This window comes from Leucobacter ruminantium (genome assembly GCF_017565705.1).
GTDB classification, from domain to species: Bacteria; Actinomycetota; Actinomycetes; order Actinomycetales; family Microbacteriaceae; genus Leucobacter; species Leucobacter ruminantium.
Genome location: NZ_JAGDYL010000002.1, coordinates 11,999 through 28,943 on the forward strand (window position 1 = coordinate 11,999; position 16,945 = coordinate 28,943).

At 70.4% G+C, this 16,945-nt stretch carries 19 protein-coding genes and 1 pseudogene; 6 read left to right on the top strand and 14 right to left on the bottom strand.

The genetic code is table 11. The annotated features are described in order from the left end of the window. Positions 1–47: 47 nt before the first annotated feature. Positions 48–716, bottom strand: coding sequence for a FadR/GntR family transcriptional regulator (locus J4H91_RS02080; protein ID WP_208044603.1), 669 nt, complete (start codon positions 714–716; stop codon positions 48–50). Positions 717–883: 167 nt separating this feature from the next. Here J4H91_RS02080 and J4H91_RS02085 point away from each other — a divergent pair, with 167 nt between their 5' ends. Continuing rightward, a complete protein-coding gene (locus J4H91_RS02085) occupies positions 884–2,782 on the top strand; it encodes a 2-isopropylmalate synthase (protein WP_208044604.1) in 1,899 nt (632 codons plus the stop codon). Next, positions 2,779–3,570, top strand: coding sequence for an ATP-binding cassette domain-containing protein (locus J4H91_RS02090; protein WP_208044624.1), 792 nt, complete (start codon positions 2,779–2,781; stop codon positions 3,568–3,570). Before J4H91_RS02085 ends, J4H91_RS02090 begins: the two co-directional genes overlap by 4 nt. A 76-nt stretch (positions 3,571–3,646) precedes the next feature. Here J4H91_RS02090 and J4H91_RS02095 read toward each other — a convergent pair whose 3' ends face one another. The 4 genes from J4H91_RS02095 to J4H91_RS02110 form a co-directional block, all read right to left on the bottom strand. Beyond that, complete coding sequence (locus J4H91_RS02095; RefSeq protein WP_208044605.1) at positions 3,647–4,945, bottom strand: cytochrome P450; 1,299 nt, start codon at positions 4,943–4,945, stop codon at positions 3,647–3,649. Between the two features lie 226 nt (positions 4,946–5,171). Then, positions 5,172–5,891 (bottom strand): response regulator transcription factor, encoded by a 720-nt coding sequence (locus tag J4H91_RS02100; protein WP_208044606.1) that lies wholly within the window; start codon positions 5,889–5,891, stop codon positions 5,172–5,174. Continuing rightward, complete coding sequence (locus J4H91_RS02105) at positions 5,888–7,144, bottom strand: sensor histidine kinase (protein ID WP_208044607.1); 1,257 nt, start codon at positions 7,142–7,144, stop codon at positions 5,888–5,890. Before J4H91_RS02105 ends, J4H91_RS02100 begins: the two co-directional genes overlap by 4 nt. Before the next feature lie 159 nt (positions 7,145–7,303). Continuing rightward, complete coding sequence (locus tag J4H91_RS02110) at positions 7,304–7,546, bottom strand: hypothetical protein (RefSeq protein ID WP_208044608.1); 243 nt, start codon at positions 7,544–7,546, stop codon at positions 7,304–7,306. A gap of 237 nt (positions 7,547–7,783) precedes the next feature. Here J4H91_RS02110 and J4H91_RS02115 point away from each other — a divergent pair, with 237 nt between their 5' ends. Together J4H91_RS02115 and J4H91_RS02120 are read left to right on the top strand one after the other, a co-directional pair. Further along, a complete protein-coding gene (locus J4H91_RS02115) occupies positions 7,784–8,263 on the top strand; it encodes a DUF2975 domain-containing protein (protein ID WP_208044609.1) in 480 nt (159 codons plus the stop codon). Then, positions 8,263–8,478, top strand: a complete 216-nt coding sequence (locus J4H91_RS02120; protein ID WP_208044610.1) for a helix-turn-helix domain-containing protein — start codon at positions 8,263–8,265, stop codon at positions 8,476–8,478. Before J4H91_RS02115 ends, J4H91_RS02120 begins: the two co-directional genes overlap by 1 nt. Positions 8,479–8,773: 295 nt before the next feature. On the opposite strand, the gene J4H91_RS02125 is transcribed toward J4H91_RS02120, so the two are convergent. Next, positions 8,774–10,180, bottom strand: coding sequence for an aminotransferase-like domain-containing protein (locus tag J4H91_RS02125; RefSeq protein WP_208044611.1), 1,407 nt, complete (start codon positions 10,178–10,180; stop codon positions 8,774–8,776). Between J4H91_RS02125 and J4H91_RS02130 the strand changes: the two genes are divergently transcribed. Continuing rightward, the gene (locus tag J4H91_RS02130; protein ID WP_208044612.1) at positions 10,179–11,114 is read left to right on the top strand and encodes a DMT family transporter; all 936 of its coding nucleotides are present in this window, start codon (positions 10,179–10,181) and stop codon (positions 11,112–11,114) included. The two genes, J4H91_RS02125 and J4H91_RS02130, sit on opposite strands and share 2 nt — an antisense overlap. 60 nt (positions 11,115–11,174) lie before the next feature. On the opposite strand, the gene J4H91_RS02135 is transcribed toward J4H91_RS02130, so the two are convergent. From J4H91_RS02135 to J4H91_RS02170, 8 genes are all read right to left on the bottom strand, one after another. Further along, positions 11,175–12,101 carry a cation diffusion facilitator family transporter gene (locus J4H91_RS02135; protein WP_208044613.1) on the bottom strand — a complete coding sequence of 309 codons (927 nt, stop codon included), beginning with the start codon at positions 12,099–12,101 and terminating at the stop codon, positions 11,175–11,177. A gap of 75 nt (positions 12,102–12,176) precedes the next feature. Beyond that, positions 12,177–12,956, bottom strand: a complete 780-nt coding sequence (locus J4H91_RS02140; RefSeq protein ID WP_208044614.1) for an SDR family NAD(P)-dependent oxidoreductase — start codon at positions 12,954–12,956, stop codon at positions 12,177–12,179. 146 nt (positions 12,957–13,102) lie between these two features. Further along, positions 13,103–13,540 carry a VOC family protein gene (locus tag J4H91_RS02145; RefSeq protein ID WP_208044615.1) on the bottom strand — a complete coding sequence of 146 codons (438 nt, stop codon included), beginning with the start codon at positions 13,538–13,540 and terminating at the stop codon, positions 13,103–13,105. A 3-nt stretch (positions 13,541–13,543) separates the two neighbouring features. Next, positions 13,544–14,014, bottom strand: a complete 471-nt coding sequence (locus tag J4H91_RS02150; protein ID WP_208044616.1) for an SRPBCC family protein — start codon at positions 14,012–14,014, stop codon at positions 13,544–13,546. Continuing rightward, complete coding sequence (locus J4H91_RS02155; RefSeq protein ID WP_208044617.1) at positions 14,011–14,400, bottom strand: ArsR/SmtB family transcription factor; 390 nt, start codon at positions 14,398–14,400, stop codon at positions 14,011–14,013. Before J4H91_RS02155 ends, J4H91_RS02150 begins: the two co-directional genes overlap by 4 nt. 182 nt (positions 14,401–14,582) lie before the next feature. Then, positions 14,583–15,020, bottom strand: coding sequence for an ATP-binding protein (locus tag J4H91_RS02160; protein ID WP_208044618.1), 438 nt, complete (start codon positions 15,018–15,020; stop codon positions 14,583–14,585). Beyond that, the gene (locus J4H91_RS02165) at positions 15,010–15,342 is read right to left on the bottom strand and encodes an STAS domain-containing protein (protein WP_208044619.1); all 333 of its coding nucleotides are present in this window, start codon (positions 15,340–15,342) and stop codon (positions 15,010–15,012) included. Before J4H91_RS02165 ends, J4H91_RS02160 begins: the two co-directional genes overlap by 11 nt. Then, complete coding sequence (locus J4H91_RS02170; protein WP_208044620.1) at positions 15,339–15,887, bottom strand: hypothetical protein; 549 nt, start codon at positions 15,885–15,887, stop codon at positions 15,339–15,341. Before J4H91_RS02170 ends, J4H91_RS02165 begins: the two co-directional genes overlap by 4 nt. A 53-nt stretch (positions 15,888–15,940) precedes the next feature. Between J4H91_RS02170 and J4H91_RS15440 the strand changes: the two are divergent. After that, positions 15,941–16,863: pseudogene (locus J4H91_RS15440) on the top strand (IS3 family transposase); the annotation flags it as partial. Between the last annotated feature and the right edge of the window lie 82 nt (positions 16,864–16,945).

Here is a 16,945-nt window from a genome sequence, read left to right on the forward strand (position 1 = left end):
GGCCGCCGACGCGCTCCACCCGCTCGCCGCACGGGCGAGGCACCGAGTCAGCTCAGGGCGTCCGCGAGAGATCGCAGGTGCTCGCGGCTGAGGGATCGCGCCGCCTCGGCGTCCTTATGCGCGATGGCGTCTGCGAGCCGTGCGTGCGCATCGTGGTCGGCGGCATCGTCGAATTCGCCGCGGATGCGGAGCATCTCGATCATCGCCTCGCGCAATCGGGGCGTGAAGCCGTCGAAGAGCTCGGCGAGGATGGGGTTGTGCGCGGCGACGACGATGCTGCGGTGGAAGCCGGTGTCAGCATCGACGTGCGCCTCGATCGACTCTCCGAGTTGCTCGCGCTGCGCGAGGGCGCGGCGGATCGCACGGAGATCCGCCGGCGTGCGCCGCTCGGCGGCGAGCGCCGCGGCTTCGCTCTCGATGGCGATGCGCCCCTCGATCACAGCGACGATGTCGCTGCGCCGAAGCACGGCGTCCCAGTCCTCGGGAGCGTCGAGCGCGGTCACGTAGACCCCGGCGCCCTGCCGGGAGGAGAGCACGCCCCGCCCGACGAGCTGGCGGATGGCCTCGCGCACGGTCGAGCGGCCGACGCCGAGCTGCGGGCCGAGAGTCGTCTCTCCCGGCAGTTTCGCGCCCAGCGCCCACTCGCCCGAGCGGATGCGCTGCAGCAGCAGCTCCGCGGCCTGATCCGCGAGCGGGGTGCGTCTGACCTGGGGCATCTTCGATCTCACTTCGCTACTTGTCTGAGGAGTTGTGCTACAGTCTACGCATGTTCTCCCGCGAGTTCCTCCTTCTTCGCCGCCACGGCGGGGCCTAGCACGACCGGCTCCCCGCCGTGGAGCCGAACGTCGCGCCGGTCACCGATCTCTCGAGAAGGACACCTCCGATGACCACCGCACCGACCGCAGCAGCGGCTCCCGGCACCCCGTTCCCCCGCATCTCCACGCCTGCAGGCCCCGTGCCCGGCCACGCGCCCGCCTGGAACCGCCAGCGCCACTCCCAGATGCCGTCCCACCGCTACCGGAACGCCTACGACCGCGTCGCCGTGCCGCTCGCGGACACCGAGCGGCAGTGGCCGACGCGCCGCCTCACCGAGGCGCCGCTGTGGGTGCCGGTCGACCTGCGCGACGGCAACCAGGCGCTCGCCGAGCCCATGGATCCCTCGCGCAAGCGCCGCTTCTTCGAGCTCATGGTCGCGATGGGATACAAGGAGATCGAGGTCGGCTACCCCTCGGCCTCGCAGACCGACTACGACTTCGTGCGTCTCATCGCAGAGACGGGCATCGCTCCGGAGGACGTGACCGTCGTGGTCTTCACCCCGGCCCGCCGCGATCTCATCGAGCGCACGGTGGACTCGATCCGCGGCATTGCGAATCCCGTGGTGATCCACATGTACACGGCGACCGCACCGGTCTGGCGCGATACGGTGCTCGGCCGCGATCGCGAGGACCTGAAGCGCCTCATCATGCGCGGCGGCCGCGACGTGCTCGAGCTCGCGGGAGGGCTGCCGAACGTGCGCTTCGAGTTCTCGCCCGAGGTCTTCAACCTGACCGAGCCCGACTACGTGCTCGACGTCTGCGACGGCATGACGGAGCTGTGGGGCGCGACGCCCGAGCGCCCCGTGATCCTGAACCTGCCCGCGACGGTCGAGATCGCGACGCCCAACGTCTACGCCGACCAGATCGAGTACATGCACCGCAACCTCGCGCGCCGCGACAGCGTGATCCTCTCGGTGCACCCGCACAACGACCGCGGCACCGGTATCGCCTGCGCCGAGCTCGCCGTGCTCGCGGGCGCGCAGCGGGTCGAGGGCTGCATCTTCGGCAACGGCGAGCGCACCGGCAACGTCGACATCGCGACGCTCGCCCTGAACCTGCACGCGCAGGGCGTCGACCCGATGATCGATTTCTCGGACATCGACGAGATCCGCCGCACGGTCGAGCACTGCAACCGCGGCGAGGTGCACGCACGGCACCCCTACGTCGGCGACCTCGTGCACACGGCGTTCAGCGGCACCCACCAGGACGCCATCAGGAAGGGCTTCGCCGAGCACCGGGCACGAGCGGCCGAGACCGGTGTTCCCGAGAGCGATCTGGAATGGCGCGTCCCCTATCTGCCCATCGACCCCGCCGACATCGGACGCAGCTACGACGCGGTGATCCGGGTCAACTCGCAATCGGGCAAGGGAGGCATCGCCTATCTGCTCGAAGCGGAGTACGGCATCGAGCTGCCGCGCCGACTGCAGATCGATCTCTCCAAACACGTGCAGCACCACACCGACGCGACAGGCGACGAGGTCGGCGCAGCCGAGCTGTGGCGCATATTCAGTGAAGCCTATATGGGGGTCGGGGATGCGGGCGAAGCGAGCATACGGGCCGGAGGCACCGCGGATCCGATCGAGCTCGCGGGCTTCGACGCGGCCGAGGGCGCAGGCGTCTCGCGCACACGGATCGTGCTGCGCACGGACGGGATCGAACACGCGAGCGAGCACGAGGGCGTCGGCCCCGTCGAGGCGCTTACCGACGCGCTGCGCGGGCGAGGGATCGATATCGAGATCCTCGAGCTGCACCAGACGAGCATCAGCGCGGGCAACGGCAGCGAGGCGCTGACCGCGATCGAGTACCGGATGCGGGGCGAGACCGCATGGGCGGCCGGGAAGGATCGCTCCGTGCTGGCGGCGAGCATGAACGCGGTGCTCGTCGCCGCGTCCCGGGCGGGCATCGGCGCACGCGGCGAGGCCGCCGGTTCGGAAACCGGAGCGCACGCAGGGGCGGCGACGCGGTGAGGGCGACCGAAGTGCTGCGCCTCGAGCACGTCGACTTCGTACGCGACTCCAGGCCGATCCTGAGCGGCATCGACCTGACCGTGCGAGCGGGCGAGCACTGGGCGCTGATCGGCCCGAACGGCGCGGGCAAGAGCACGATCCTCAGCATGTGCGGGGCCCAGCAGCACCCCACCCGGGGCGCGGTGCACGTACTCGGGCAGCGGCTCGGACGCGTCGAGATCCGCAGGCTGCGAGAGTCGATCGGGCACGTCAACCCACGGCACCCGCTGCGCTCCCCGCTCACCGTGCGCGAGGTGGTGCTCACCGGCGCGACCGGCACGACCGAGCTCATGATGCAATGGCGGCCGGAGCCCGCGATGATCGCCCGCGCCGACGAATTGATCGGCATGCTCGGCCTCTCCGAGCTGGAGGGTGCGACCTGGCCGACGATGTCGCAGGGCGAGCGCGGTCGTGCGCTCATCGCGCGGGCGCTCATCGCCGATCCCTCGCTGCTGCTGCTCGACGAGCCCTCGACCGGACTCGACGTGGCCGCCCGCGAGCGGCTGCTCGAGACGGTGGACCACCTGCACCGCTCGGAGCCGGAGCTCGCGACCGTTCTCGTCACGCATCACCTCGAGGAGCTTCCCGAGACGACCACGCACGCCGTGCTCATCAAGCACGGGCGGGTACTCGCCTCGGGCGCCGCCTCCGAAGTGCTCACGACCGAGCTCGTCAGCGAGAGCTTCGAATACCCGATCCGCATCGAGCACCGCGACGGCCGGTGGTCGGCGCGCGCAGAACGACGGTGAGGAGCCGCGCTCACCGGGCCGCCCTGCTCGGCCGACCCCGCACTCGGGTGCGCTGAACAGCGCCCGATCCGCGCGCTCAGTGGATCGGGCAGCGGCTCGGCGCGCTCGCGGCGGTCGAGCGCACCTGCCCGCCCGATGCGGGCTTGGTCGGCAACCGCCGGCGGTTCACCTCGAGGCCACGGCCGAGCACCGTCACGCGCTCATCGCTCAGCACCGCGACGGCGGCGGCGAGGCTCGAGATCGCCAGCTTCTCGCCCGGGCAGCGGTGCCCCTCGGGCACCGAGCCGCCGCCCTGCGGAACGAACGCCTCCAGCGCTTCGTAGTCGTCCACGCCTACGAAGCGTTCGGGATCGAACTCCCTCGAGCGCTCCCAGGAGCGCTCGTCGAGATCCGTGCCGAGGATGTCGAGGACCACGCGCCCGCCTTCGGGCACGCGCCGGCCGTCGAGCTCGATATCCTCGAGCGCCCAGGCGGGCAGCACCGGCACGAACGGGGCGGTGCGCCGGATCTCCTGGGCGAAGGCGGTGGCGAGCGGACCGCCGAGGAGCGTGCCGCGCTCGGCGGTCTCCGCGGCGATGCGAGCCCGCCATTCGGGGCGGTCGTGGAGTTCCTTCGCCGCGAACGCGACGAAGCGGGCGACCGCGATGAGCGGGCGGATGCAGTTCTGCAGCTCGACCCCCGCGAGCCGGGCGGGCAGCAGTTCGCCGTTCTCATCGCGGTGATGGGCCCACACGTCGAGCGCGGTGCCATCCGCGGGGTGCAGCCGGCCGGAGCGAGCCGCCTCGATGAGACGCTGCGCGTGCCGATCCGACCACGCCCGGTTCGCAACGGCCAGCAGGAAGGCGGGCGAGTAGGGCGCACCGAAACCGTCGACGACCTGCGCGAGGCGCGCCGCCCAGCGGGTGCGCGCCGCCCGGGTGCCCGGAAGCCCTGCCCAGCGCATGCCCGCGCGGCCGAGCGCTCCCACCGCGGCATCGTAGGCGGAGCGCTCGCCGCCGGCGATCCAGTCCACGAGCTCCGACTGCCACTCCTCCTCGAGCAGCGGGTCGAGGCGTGCCGCCTGCTCGTCGGCGTATGCCACGTCCACGAAGGCGGACTTGCGGTGGCGGTGCTCGGCGCCGTCGAGACTGTGCACGGAGCCGTGGCCGAACAGGGTCTCCTGCACGAACGCGGGCATCGCTCCGTGCCGGGCGACCCGGTTCTCGTCGTAGAACAGGGCGACCCCGTCGGCGCCCCGCACCAGCAGCGCCTCGCGCCCGAGCAACCGCAGCGGTGCCGATCTCGCGCCCGCCCCCACGCGATCCCAGATGTGCGCACCGAAGCCGTAGCCCCGGGTGAGCAGCGAGAGCGAGTCGTCGTGCAGGATCCGGCTCATCGTGGAGTCCCTTCTCGAATGCGTTCGTGAGGCCGGGGCGAGCCCCGGTGCGGCACCAGGCTCGCAGACCGCGGCGGGGGCCGCCACGGGGGCGCGCAGAAGGGGGCGGGTGTGCTAAGCGGGTGAGGGATCCGGCCGCCGGTTGAGCGAGCGGAGCGAGTCGAAACCCGGGCACCGAACCCCGAGCACCGACGCCTCGGGTTTCGACTCGTCGCAAGCTCCTCGCTCAACCGGCGGAGCGCGCGCCGCCCAGGCCGATCTCGTAGCCGAGGATCACCGCGTGCACACGGTCGCGCAGCCCGAGCTTGGCGAAGATCGCGTTGACGTGCGACTTGACCGTCGAGGGCGCGAGGAAGAGCTCCGCTCCGATCTCCGCGTTGCTGAGGCCCCGCACGATCGCTGCGAAGACTTCGCGTTCGCGGGGGCTGAGCGGCGCGAGGGCGGCGTCGGGATCGCCGAGCACCACGTCCGGGCCCGCATCTCCCGCGGCACCGGGGCGCGGCGAAGCGCTCACGTAGTGCTCGATGAGCTTCGCGGTGAGGCGGGGGTCGGCGACGGCGGCCCCCGATGCGACCGTCTTCACCGCGTCGACGAGCGCTGCCGGCTTCGTGCTCTTGAGCAGGAACGCGCTCGCCCCCGCCCGCAGGCAGCCGAAGGCGTACTCGTCGAGGTCGAAGGTCGTGAGCGCGATGACCCGCGTCTCGGGGTGGCGCTCGGCGATGATCCGAGTCGCCTCCAGCCCGCCCATCACGGGCATGCGCATGTCCATGAGCACGACGTCGGGCAGACTCGAGGCGACGACCGCCACGGCCTCGAGCCCGTTTCCCGCCTCCCCGATCACCTCGATGCCGTCGTCGGAGTCGAGGATCAGCGCGTTCCCGGCTCGCTCGAGGGGCTGGTCGTCGACGACGACCACGCGCACGGCGGCGGACAGGGATCGGGTCATGCGAATCCCTCGCCCACCGGTATCGAGACCCGCGTGCGCCACCCGGTTCCCGGCCCGGCCTCGCTCGTGGGGATCGGGCCCGCGACGAAGTCGCCGTGGAAGGCCTCGGCGCGCTCGCGCATGGCCCGCAGCCCCACGCCCGCGCCGGCGCTCGGGCCGGGCTTCGACCCGCGCCCGTTGTCGGTGACCGAGACGGTGACGCGATCGTCGGCGCAAGAGACGTCGACCTCGACGTAGGTGGCGTCGCGCGCGTGACGGAGCGCGTTGGTGAGCGCTTCCTGCACGATGCGATAGACGGTCGTCTGCAGCGCCGGGTCGGGGCGCGGCGCACCACTGGGTGGGGCGTCTTCGATCCGTGAGGGATCGCCGAGCGCCGTCCCGTCTCCGACCAGGTGCACCGCGAGCCCGGCCGAGCGGAAGACCTCCACCAGTTCCTCGAGCGACGGCAGGTTGTGGCCCGACGATTCGAGACTGCGATCGAGATCCGCGTCGTTCTCACGGAGGATGCGCAGAATGCGCTGCATCTCCTCGAGCGCGTGCGCCCCGACATCGCCGAGTTGGTCGAGTGCCCGACGTGCGCGATCGGGGTGCTTCTCCCAGCCGGCCGCCGCGCCTCCGGCGAGCGCGATCATCACGGTGACCGAGTGCGCGACCACGTCGTGCATCTCTGCGGTGATGCGCGCCCGTTCGGCAGCGGCGGCCTGCTCCTCGCGCACGGCCACGAGCTCTTCGATAGCGGTACGGCGGGAGCGGCTCGCGCGTACGGCTGCGCCGAGCGCGAGCGCCGCCAGCGAGGCCGGCTGGAACAGGACCGCGGGCCACTCCTCGCGGATTCCGAGCAGGATGGCGAGCCCGGAGACGCCGAGGATCACGCCCTCGCTCAGCAGGTAGCCGAGCACCGCGGTGCGCACGCGCACGAGGCTCGCGAGCGCGTAGAGCGCGAAGCAGCTCTCGAGGAACGCGGGCGAGGTGCTCTGCGCGGCGATCGGGTTGAGCGTCGCGAACGCCACGACGGCGAGCAGCACCGCGAGGGGGTGGGATCGGCGCCACCAGAATGCGACGGCGACTCCCGCCGCGCAGAGGTACGCGAGCCAGGCGGGCTCGGGCGGCACGAGGATCAGCGCCGTGACGGTCGGCGCTGCGCAGGCGAGGATCACGAAGACGTCGACGATACGCGGGCGCTCGGCGAACCAGCGCACGAGCCCCGGTCGCCTGAGGGCCGGCTCGTCGAGCACCGAGACGCCGCGTTCCATCGTCGCTCCTTCCGCTCCCCTCCCATGCTCTCGCAGTTCGCAGCGCCGCGACCACCACCCGCGGGTGGAAACGCTCACCGCGGCGACGCCCGCCCGTGTCGACGCGCACCTCGCCATCGCACCGGACCAGGCTGTGGCGAACCGGGGATCCCTCGCCGTTCAGCCTGCGCTCTCGTCGCCGTCGACGATCTGGGCTACGAGGTCCGCGATGTCACGCTCGCGGAGGCTGATGCCTTCCCTGTCGAGCCGCGAGCGGATCATCTCCGCCACCTGCTCTCGAGAGGCTGTCGGGGCGGTGTCGCGCACCTCGGCGAGAATCGTGGCCGTCGTCGCGGTGACGTCCGAGCCCGGCCGGCCGAGTTCCTCGGCATCGCCGTTGCCCGCTTCACGTCCGTCGTTCATCGTCTTCTCCCATCTCTCCGCCGCCCCTTCCCGGGCTCGCTTCGAGGCTAACCGCGCAGCCCTCCCGGCGAAGCGGGATTGCCGATCCCTCCGCAATCCGCTAATGACGTAGAGCCCCGAGCTCATCTGCGCGCGGCTAGCGCGCAGAGGCCTCGACGGGTCGAGCCCCGAAGCAGATCGCTTCCACCACAGATGAAATCTATTGAAATTCGATAGATAATGAGCGATAATCAATTCATGTTGCACTCACGCCTCATCGCTCTCCTGCTTCGTGCCGTCCTCGTCGTCGCCGCGCTCTGGCTCGTCGTCATCCTCGGGCTGTCGATGCCGGGCGAGCTCTCCGACGAGCCGCTCCCCTTCCGCATCCCGGTGCAGATCGCGCTCTCGATCGTGATCCTCTGCGTGCTGACCGTGATCGTGTGCATCTGGCGACTGCTCACCCTCGTGCGGCGCGACCGTCTGTTCAGCGAGGCATCGCACCGATGGGTCGATGCGATCGTCTGGGCTTTGGGCATCGGCTGGTCCGTGCTCGCGGTGCTCGCGATCACCGCGACGTCGATCATCTACTTCACCCCGGAGCTGCGCGACCCCGGCTTCCCCATGCTGCTGTTCGGGATCGTGACGTTGGCGGCCCTGCCCGTGCTGCTCATGCTCGTGATGCGCGGACTGCTGCACCAGGCCACCGGCTATCGCGCAGAACTCGAGGAGGTCATCTGATGGCCATCGTGGTGCGTATCGACGTCGAGCTCGCGAAGCGCAAGATGAGCGTGGGCGAATTCGCCGAGCGCGTGGGCCTCACCCCCGCGAACGTGGCGGTGCTCAAGAACGGCCGCGCGAAGGCCGTACGCTTCACCACGCTCGACGCGATGTGCCGCGTGCTCGAGTGCCAGCCTGGCGACCTGCTCGAGTGGGTCGAGGACGAGGAGGGCTGATCCCTCAGCCCCGGCGCACAGGGATCTCTGCTCCTCCCGCCGCCCGGGAATAGTAGACGCGGATCCGGCGTTGCATCGCTCACCACGATGATCACCGCCTCGACCGGGGCGTGATGCCCCGGTCGAAGACGATCGGGAAGGAGGACATCATGATCACGGTGAACAACGTCGTGAACTCGCCCGTGAGCGGCATGGCTGTCATGCCCGGCCCCGATCGGGAGACCGCCGATGCCTACGACTGGATCACGGTAGGCGAGCCGCCCTGCTGATCGAGCGAGCGCCGGCCACTCCGCCCCTACTGCGCCTCGATGGCCGCACCGATCACGCGGGCGGCCTCCTCGAAGGCGCCCGGGTTGGGACCGGAGTAGTTGAGGCGCAGGTAGCGCCCGGTGGGCTCGGCCGGGAACCAGTCGTCCCCCGCGGCGATCGCCACGCCCTCGGCCTCGCAGTCGCGCACCAGGCGGTGCAGATCCGTGTCGTCGGGGAGCCTGGCCCAGAGGTTCAGGCCGCCCCGAGGCACGGCTTCGATGTGCGCGGCCGGGGCGTGATCCCTCATCGCGCCGACGAGCAGATCGCGGCGCGACGTGAGCTGGGCGCGCAGCGAGCGCACGTGCGTGCGCCAGGCGGGCTGCGTCACGACGTCGAGGGCGACGGCCTGCAGCGCACCGCTGACGTACATAGCCTGCGCCTGCGTGTCGGCGAGGATGCGGTCGCGAGCGGGGCCCCGGGCGATGAGGCCGGCGACGCGCACGGCCGGCGAGACGCTCTTGGTGAGGGATCGGATGTAGACGACGTGGCCGCCATCGTCGCGTGCGGCGAGCGGAGCCGGGTCATTTGTGATGCCGAAGTCGTGCGCCCAGTCGTCCTCGATGAGGTACGCGCCGTGGTCGCGCACGATGCCGAGCACCCGCTCGGCGAGTTCGGGCGACCACTGCCCGCCGCTCGGGTTCGCGAAGGTGGGCTGCGCGTAGAACGCGCGCGCACCGGTCTGCGCGAAGGCGCGCTCCAGGTCGTCGGGGTTCGGCCCGTGCACCCCGCTCGGGATCGGCACGAGCTGCACCCCGACCTGGGCCGCCGCGAGCATGGCGCCCCAGTAGCTCGGCGACTCGATGAGCAGGGGGCGGCCGGCCCCGACGAGGGTGCGGAAGAGCGTGCTCAGCCCGCTCTGGCTGCCGGGCAGGATGACGACGTCGCTCGCCGCGGGCGGGGCGAACCCGGACGGGGTGGCCTCGCCGAGCTCTGCCGCGAACCACGACTGCAGGTCGGGTAGGCCGGCCGCGGGCGAGCGGTTCACCGCGGCCTCGCTGCGGGCGACTCTGGTGAATGCGGCCCGCACCAGGCGCTCGGGCAGGAGCTGCTTGTCGGGGTAGCCGGAGTGCAGCGCGATCACGTCGTTCGGAGCCGCGCGCAGCGCGGCGGACGCGGTGGGGATGCGCTGCGGCGGCGCGCCGAGCGCAGCGGTCTGCCACCCGTAGTCGTGCGGGCGGGCCGTGCGCACCGCCCGCACGAAGGTGCCGACGCCCGGCCGCGACTCGATGATCCCCTGCCCGATGAGCGTGCGGAGCGCCTTCTGCACGGTCACCGGGCTCGCCTCGAAGCGGGCGACGAGCGAGCGCGTCGATGGCAGCCGAGCGCCCGCCGGCGCGGTGGCCACCCACTCGCGGAGCGCCGCGACGATGCGGTCACTGCTACTATTGGTCATGACAGACAACGATACCGCTACTCTCGATTCATCGAAACCGCTACTGACCTCTCGCGCCGGTATCGGGTGGGGCCTGCTCGGCGTGACCGCGTTCTCGTTCACCATGCCGTTCACCCGCATCGCCGTCGAGCACGGGAACATGTCACCGCTGTTCGTGGGGTCGGGCCGCGCCGTGATCGCCGCCCTACTCGCGGCTGCAGCGTTGCTCGTCACCCGGCAGCCGCTTCCACGCGGGCGCCAGTGGGCGCAGCTCGCCGTGGTAGCAGGAGGTGTGGTCGCCGGGTTCCCGCTCCTCACCTCCTTCGCGCTCATCACCGCGCCCGCCAGCCACGGCGCGGTCGTGGTCGCCCTGCTCCCCGCCGCCACCGCCGTAGCGGCGGTACTGCGAACGGGCGAGCGCCCGGCGCGGTTGTTCTGGTTCGCCGCCGCTCTTGGCGCGATCGCCGCGATCGGCTTCGCGGCCGTCCAAGGCGGCGGACTCGCAGGCCTCCACGGCTCGGACGCGCTGCTGTTCGCGGCCGTGATCGTCTGCGCGATCGGCTACGCCGAGGGCGGCCTGCTCTCGCGCTCGCTCGGGTCGTGGCAGACGATCTCCTGGGCGCTCGTGCTCGCCTCGCCGCTGATGATCCTGCTCACGGGCGTCGCCATCGCACAGCACCCGCCGACGGCCACGCCCGTCGAGTGGGGCGCCTTCGCCTACCTCGCCGCGGTCAGCATGTTCCTCGGCTTCTTCGCCTGGTACCGCGGCCTCGCCATCGGTCCAATGGCGCAGGTCAGTCAGGTGCAGCTCACCCAGCCCGTCATGACGATCCTCTGGGCGGGGCTGCTGCTGGGCGAGCGCATCGGCTGGCCCACGATCCTCGGAGGCGTCGCGGTCGTCGGCTGCGCGCTGCTCGCGGTGCGGGCGCGCAACAGCGGCCGGGGCGGGCGATGAGGGATCCCTCGCGCCGGTGAACCCCGGGATCCCTCACCGAGACACCGCTCCGCCGAGGAGCTAAGAGGCTGCGCGATGCCCGAACTCGAGCGCGGCCTCGTCGGCGACGGAGAGCGAGAGCACGACCTTCTCGATCACCTCGTGGGTCTCGATCCCTCGCTCGATCTCCCGGAGCCGCCAAGCGACCTCGTGCTCCCGGCCGTCGCCCGCGAGATCGACCTCCGCGACGAGGAAGAGCCGGTTCGGCCCCACGTACTCGACGTGCAGGTAGGTGACGCGCTCGACCTCGGGCAGTTCGAGCAGCGCGGCGCCGACCCGCCGCCACTCCTCGCGCGTGACCGTCGTGCCGACGAGGAACGCCATGTTCCGCCCGATCAGCACGATCGCCACCACCGCGAGCAGCAGCCCCACGAGGATCGAACCGACCGCGTCCCACACGGCGACGCCGGTGAGCTGGTGCAGCCCGATCGAGGCGGCGGCGATCGACAGGCCGATCAGCGCGGCGGCGTCTTCGAAGAACACGGCGCGCAGCGTCGTGTCGCTCGTGCCCAGCACGAAGTCCCAGGTCGAGGCCCGCCGCTCGCGCGCGAGACGGCGCGAACGCCGGAAGGCCTGCACGAACGAGGCCCCTTCGAGCACGAAGGAGATCCCCAGGATCAGATACGCCAGCTGCGGGTTCTCGACCGGCTCGTCCGCCCCCAACTCCTGGATGCCGTGCATCACGGAGACGATCGCGCCTGCGGTGAAGATGCCGAATGCTGCGACGAGCGACCACACGAAGGCGCGGCGGCCGTAGCCGAGCGGATGGCGCGCGTCCTTCGGATGCGCGCTGCGCCGATCGGCGAGGAGGAGGAACACCTCGTTGCCCGCGTCGGCCCAGGAGTGCGCGGCCTCGGCGACCATGGACGCCGAGGAGGTCACCAGGGCCGCGATCGTCTTGGCGATGGCGACGAGCACGTTCGCGAGGAAGGCGATGATGACGGTCATCGCTCCACGATAGGCCGGTGCGCGCCCAGTGTCAGGGGGCTTGCGCGCCGCGAGCGGGCCGTCCTGCGCCGGGCCTCAGCGCGTGCCCCCGGTGACGTCGAGAGTCGCCCCGTTGACGTAGCTCGCATCGGAGCCGACGAGCCACTCGACGGCGGCGGCGATCTCGTCGGGCTGCGCGGGCCTCCCCATCGGCGAGCGCGCTCCGACCACCGCGGCGCGGTCGGAGCGCCCGGCTCGCGCGTGGATCGTCGTGTCCGTCGTGCCCGGGTTCACCGCGTTCACGCGAATGCCGTGCGGAGCGGCCTCGACCGCGAGACCCGTGGTCAGGGCGTTCACGCCCGCCTTCGCCGCGGCGTACCAGACGTACTCCCCCGGCGCCCCGGTCTTGGCAGCGACCGACGAGACGTTGACGATGCTGCGGGCGCGGTCCTCCGCCCCGCCCGTCCAGCGGATCATGGCCTCCCGGCAGAGCATGATCGTCACGGTGAGGTCGACGTCGATGGCGCGCCGGATCCCTTCCGGGTCGGATTCGGCGAGTGCGCTGATCCGCCCCGTCACGCCGGCGTTGTTGACCAGCACCACCGGCGTGCCGAGCCGATCCGCGCGGTCGAACACGGCCTCCGGAGCCCCTGGCGCAGCGATGTCGCACCGGAACGGGACGACCCGCGCGGTCTCCGTCGTGCAGCGCTCGGCGGTCGCGGCCGCCTCGCGGTCGTCGCTGCCGTAGACGAGCAATACGTGCAGGCCGGCGCGGGCCAGGCGGCGTACGATCTCGGCGCCGATCCCCCTGCTTCCGCCGGTGACGATCGCGACGGCGGCACCGTCCGTCTCCGGCTCGCCTGGCAGCTGCGTCATCCGGTCCTCCCCTTCGGTCACCCCTCCACCCTCGCATATTCGGCGCCGCGAGGGGCGGCAGGGCGAGGGATCCCTCGCGAGATCAGCCCGCGAACCACCCGCTCTGATCGCGGCACTCTCATCCGACCCCCGGACGCCGAGGACTGTCAGAGGAGGCTCTGGGCGAGCCCGATAAGGATCCCTTCCGGGCCTCGGATGTAGCACAGGCGGTACACGTCGTGGTACTGGACCACCTCGTCGCTGACGAGCTCGGCGCCCCGCTCGGAGAGCCGGGCGAGCGTATCGTCGAGGTCGTCCACCTCGAACATGACGCGAAGGTAGCCGAGGGCGTTCACGGGGGCGCGCCTGTTGTCGGCGACGACATCGGGCTCCAGGAAGCGCGAGAGTTCGAGGCGGCCGTGGCCGTCGGGGGTGCGCATCATGGCGATCTCGACGCGCTGATCCCCCAGGCCCGTGACGCGCCCGGCCCATGGTCCCTCGACCATGCTGCGGCCCTCGAGTTCGAGCCCGAGTTCGACGAAGAACTCGATCGCCGGGCCGAGGTCCTCGACGACGATGCCGACGTTGTCCATCCTGACGGCCACGGCTCAGCCCAGCTTCTCGCCTGCGAGGTGCCGTCCGAAGTTCGTGAGGGCCTCATCCCAGCCGTCGTACACGAAGCCGTCTCCTGGCTTGCCCTCGAGCCCGCGCAGGTGGAAGACGAGCTCGGTGCGCTCGCCCCGAGGGATCAGGGTCAACGCGATGACCGGGGCTCCGTCAACGGGCGCGTCGGGCTCGCCCCAGGTGAAGACGAGCCGGTCGAACGGCTCCACCTCGATGAACTCCCCGCCCGTCGGGAACTTCTCGCCGGTCTCGTCGTTCGTCATCGTGTACCGGTAGCGCCCGCCGACGCGGACGTCGTACGAGACGCTGTCGGTGGAGACCCCGAAGGGGTGCAGCCACTGCGCCAGTTCGGCCGGCTCGGTCCAGGCGCGCCAGACGAGGTCGCGCGGGGCGTCGAAGACGCGCGTGATGGTGAACTGGGGAGCCTCCGCGCGTGAGGGATCGGTGGTGGTCATGATTCTGCCTCCTCGGCATCCGGGATCATCGATCTGGTCTTCTCGGTTTCACTGGTCCTCATGGTCTTCATGGTCTCGAGGTGCTTCTCGAGCACGTCGAGACGAAGGTTCCACTCGCGGCGGTGCTGCTCCACCCAGGCCGATGCCTCGTCGAGGGGCTCAGCCCGCATCGTGAGCGTGCGCCACTGTGCCTGCGCCGTGCGGGAGACGAGGCCGGCGCGCTCGAGCACCTTCAGGTGCTGCGAGATCGCGGGGGCGCTCACCGAGAACGGCGCCGCGACCTCCCCCACGGTCGCCGGCCCCTCGGCCAGCCGCGAGAGGATCTCGCGGCGCGTGGGGTCGGCGAGCGCGGCGAATACGAGGCTGAGCGAATCCGATGCGACCATTTCGTATATTCCTTAATTAGTTAATGACTTAAGTACACAGCGGTCAGCGGTCGTTGTCAAGAGGTCCCTGGGGTCGTCGGATCCCGCATGAGGCCCCTCCCCTCGGCTCGTGTGCGATCGCTACCGATCGCGCTCGAGCCGAGCAGTTCGTCCAGAGGCCGGGCACCCGGGCCTTCAGACCGTCAGCTCAGTTCGCGGCGCAGGGTCCAGACGTTCCCATCGGCCTCGGCGTCGTGTCGGAAGTCGTCGAGCGCGGACCGGGCCAGCGCGAGGCCCCGCCCCGATTCCTCCTCGGCTGCCGGCATCGCGACCGCCTCCCAGTCGATCGAGGCCGGAGGGGCGCTGTCGCGGATCACTGCTTCGAGTCGGCTCTCGGCGACCTCGAGTTCGACCACGATCTCAGCCACGGCTCCACTCGCGTCCGTCGCCGCACCGCCGTGCCGCACGATATTGGTGAGCACCTCGCTGATCGCGAGTGCGAACAGCGTCCGATCGAGATCGGGGACGTAGGCGGCCGTCCGCCACAGCTCATCGAGTTCGTCGAGCACGCGGTCGGCGAAGGCGAGATCGACGCCGCCGCGGATCTCCCGCGAGACCGGATCCCGACTCTCAGCGTCCATCGAACGCCGTCTCCGGCGTCGGGTGAAGGCTGAGCACGCGGTCGAGGTTGGTGAGCCGCAGCACGGTCTGCACCGCCTCCGGGACGGCCGCGATCCGCAGGTCGCCGCCGGCGACCCTCGCCCGCTTGAGGCCGCCGATGAGCGCGCCGAGGCCGGACGAATCCACGAACTCCGTCTGCTCCAGGTCGACGACGATCCGCGCCGTCCCCTCGTCGACGAGGTCGTTCACGGCGTTCCGCAGCAGCGGGGCGCCGGAGGCGGTGAGGCGGCCGGCGATCGAGATCACCGAGAAGTCGCCGTGGTCGGTGGTGACGAGGTTCATGCCGCTCCTTCGTTGGCCGTCGGTGTGACGGGGTGGGTCGCCGGCCCGCGGTAGCGGATCGCCTGGACGATGACGCTCAGCACCACGAGGTCGTAGACGACCCAGGCCGTGTTGACGAGCGTACCCGTGCCGTCGGCCGTTCCGACAGCGAGTCGCGCGATGCCGATGAGCAGCGCCACGACGAGAATCGCGATCGCCGCCAGCTGCGGCCAGATCTCGCGCCACGGCACCCCTCGGGGATCGCGGCCGTCCTTCCGCGTCACCGCGAAGTTCAGGGGCCTGCCGAACGCCACGTTCGCCACCGCCGTCCAGCAGGCCCGGATCCAGACGGGGAAGAGCGCGAGGGAGTACTGCTGGCCGCGCCAGGTGCGCATCCCCCTGGCGACGACGACGAACAGGATCTGATTGACGACGAAGTAGGGGATGAACCGCGCGAAGAAGTCGACGCTCCACGCGGACACGGGCATCACTCCGAACACCAGGTAGCACACGGGGGCAGTCAGGTAGACGACGGCCGCGAATCCGGAGAGATGGGTCTGATGCACGTTTAGGTGACATTCAACATGGCTAGTTTCGGCTGGCCTGGAAGGATGAACCTATGCCCCCTCGTTACCCGAAAGAGTTCCGCGACGACGTCATCCGAATCGCGTTGGATCGTGGCCCAGAAGTGACGCTCGCGCAGATCGCGAAAGACTTTGGCATCCATGTCGGCACCCTCGATAAATGGCTCCGAGCAGAACGCATCGAACAGGGCCAGAAACCCGGTGTCACACGGTCTGAGAATGCTGAACTTCGTGAGCTCCGCAAACGCAACAAGCTCCTCGAGCAAGAAGTCGAAGTGCTTCGCCGTGCGGCCGCGTATCTCTCGCAGGCGCACCTGCCGGGAAAAGGCTCTACCCGCTCGTAACAGAGCTCGCCGTCGACGGGATTCCCGTCGTGGTGTCGTGCCGGGTATTGAAGCTTGCCCGCCAGCCTTACTACCGCTGGCTGAACACACCAGTGACTGAACGTGACCTCGTGCAGGCGTATCGCGCGAACGCGCTCCACGACGCCCATCTTGAGGATCCCGAGTTCGGGTACCGATTCCTCGCAGACGAAGCGAAGAGCCTCGGTGAATCAATGTGCGACCGAACCGCGTGGCGACTCTGCCGTGACCAGGGCTGGTGGTCAGCATTCGGGAAGAAGACACGTGGGAAAGGTCGGAAGCCCGGCCCGCCCGTGCATGACGATCTCGTGCAGCGCGAGTTCGTAGCTGCTGCCCCGAACGAATTATGGCTTTCGGACATCACCGAGCATTGGACGAGTGAAGGCAAGCTGTATCTGTGCGCGGTGAAAGACGTGTGGTCGAACCGAATCGTGGGCTACTCCATCGACGCGCGCATGACCTCCGCACTTGCGGTAGCTGCGTTGAACAACGCCGTGCTTCGCCGCGGAGACGTGCGTGGGTGTGTGCTGCACACGGATCGTGGATCGCAGGGTGGATTCAATCGGTTGTCGCAACACCCCAAGCGCGGAGGTGTGGAATGGTGCGAAGACAACGGGACGCAGATCGAGCAGTTCGTCCGAAACTCAGGTCGCCGGGGCACCCGAAATATCAGCGACC